This window comes from Robiginitalea sp. (assembly GCF_049588695.1).
Taxonomy (GTDB): Bacteria; Bacteroidota; Bacteroidia; order Flavobacteriales; family Flavobacteriaceae; genus Robiginitalea.
The window spans coordinates 1-2091 of sequence record NZ_JBAVZJ010000017.1; the positions used below are offsets into that span (position 1 = coordinate 1).

At 46.9% G+C, this 2091-nt stretch carries 3 protein-coding genes; all 3 read left to right on the top strand.

Going from position 1 to position 2091, the window contains the following annotated elements; translation table 11 throughout:
* On the top strand, positions 1–536 hold a 536-nt coding region (locus WBV75_RS00270), incomplete at its 5' end, for a phosphopantothenoylcysteine decarboxylase (protein ID WP_424118666.1).
* Positions 508–1419, top strand: a complete 912-nt coding sequence (locus WBV75_RS00275) for a DUF4835 family protein (RefSeq protein ID WP_424118667.1) — start codon at positions 508–510, stop codon at positions 1417–1419. The genes WBV75_RS00270 and WBV75_RS00275, both read left to right, overlap by 29 nt.
* A 58-nt stretch (positions 1420–1477) precedes the next feature.
* A partial coding sequence (locus WBV75_RS00280) for an AAA family ATPase (RefSeq protein ID WP_424118668.1) occupies positions 1478–2091 on the top strand: 614 nt, incomplete at its 3' end.

Sequence of the window (2091 nt, forward strand, 5' to 3'; positions counted from 1 at the left end):
TCGCTCTTGCTATGGGTGCTGAAGTTACACTGGTGAGCGGACCTACGGCCCTTACGGTCTCAGATCCTCAAATCCGGGTAGTTCCCGTAGTTTCTGCCTCAGAGATGTATACAGAGGTCCACAGGTATTTTCAGGAAATGGACATTGTAATTGGGGCCGCAGCTGTGGCGGACTACAGGCCGGAACATCCGGCGGCCGAAAAGCTTAAAAAAACCGGGGATACCATGCAGGTCAACCTGGTTCGTAACCCGGATATTATCCGATCCCTGGGGCGTGAGAAAACCGGACAGTATCTCGTAGGTTTTGCCCTTGAAACGGAGAATGAACTGGATTATGCCAAAAAGAAGCTCCAGGAAAAGAACCTGGACGCCATAATATTGAACTCCCTCAGGGATTCGGGAGCAGGTTTTGGATCAGATACAAACAAAGTCACCTTTATAGACAAGAATTCTGAGATAACTCCGTTTGAATTAAAAACCAAGGCCGAAGTGGCCAGGGATTTGCTACATGAAATTCACAAGCGTCTTAAGGACTAATCTTTTACTGGTATTTGGGTTTTGTATTGCCTCCATCCTGCAGGGGCAGGAGCTCAATTGTACGGTAACCGTGAATGCGGATCAGGTTTCACAAACCAACCAGCAGGTTTTTACCACCCTGGAGCGTTCTCTGATGGAATTCGTCAATAAAACCCGCTGGACAAAGCGCGTGGTTCAGGAGAACGAAAAATTGGACTGTCGTATTTTTATTACAGTCAAAAATTTTGAGTCGAGCCGGTTTCAGGCCAATATCCAGGTCCAATCTTCCAGACCGGTCTTCAACAGCAGTTATCAAACCCCCGTTTTTAACTACAAGGACGACCAGTTTAATTTTGAATATATCGAGTACCAGCCGCTGGTTTACAATGAAAACATTCTGGACTCCAATCTTATAGGAGTGATCTCCTACTATATTTATATCATGCTGGGATTGGATGCCGATACTTTTGAACTTGAGGGCGGAACAGACTACTATAAAACTGCCCAGGGCATTGTTACTCAGGCTCAGGGAATCAATTCTGCGGGTTGGGGACAAACCGCATCGAACAACCGCAGCCGGTTTCAGCTTGTAGACAACCTGTTGTCCAATACTTTTCGGGAGTATCGTATCGCCCTGTACAACTATCACCGGAAGGGACTGGATATAATGGCGGATAACAACAGTACCGGAAAACAAATCATAGCGGGCTCCCTTCGACTGTTTGAAACCCTCATTCAAAGACGTCCGAATGCATTTCTGATTCAAACCTTCTTCGACGCCAAGTCCGAGGAGATACAGAATATTTTTTCCGATGGCCCCAAGGTAGATATCGTACAACTCAAGGAGACCCTGAACCGGGTGGCTCCGTTCTACGCAAGCACCTGGAATCAAATAACCTATTAGCACCATCTTTTTTGCGGTTTGAAATTCTATCTTTACAGTTGTTTAAACAACTGCCCTTGTGCTTGCAAGACTTTCAATAAAAAATTACGCCCTGATTGAGGACCTGCAGGTTCGATTTGAGGCCGGTTTCACGACCATTACAGAAGAAACCGGAGCAGGAAAATCCATCCTGCTCGAGAGCCTGGGGCTCGTTCTGGGCCGTCGTGCAGACCGTTCTGCCCTGCGGGATAAGGACCGAAAATGTATCGTGGAAGCGGAGTTTGCTTTGGAGCGTTATCCTAAATTAAAGGAATTTTTTACCCAAAACGACCTGGATTACGATACGATGACTATTCTCAGAAGGGAGATTCAGCCCAGTGGAAAATCCCGTGCTTTTGTCAATGACAGCCCTGTTACCCTCAATATTCTTTCGGGCCTGGGAAGCCATTTGATTGATGTGCATTCCCAACATCAGACCCTCGAGTTGACAGATCATGACTTCCAGTTGCACGTGGTGGATGCCATTGCGGGGAATTCTGGTCTGCTTGTGGAATATAGTGTGGCCAGGGAGTTGTATCTGAGTACCCAAAAGAAATTAGAAGGACTACGGGCCGAACAGGAAAAGGCCTTCCGCGAAAAAGACTACAACGAATTCCTGTTGGAAGAACTCGACAAGGCCGCCCTTGAAAAAGG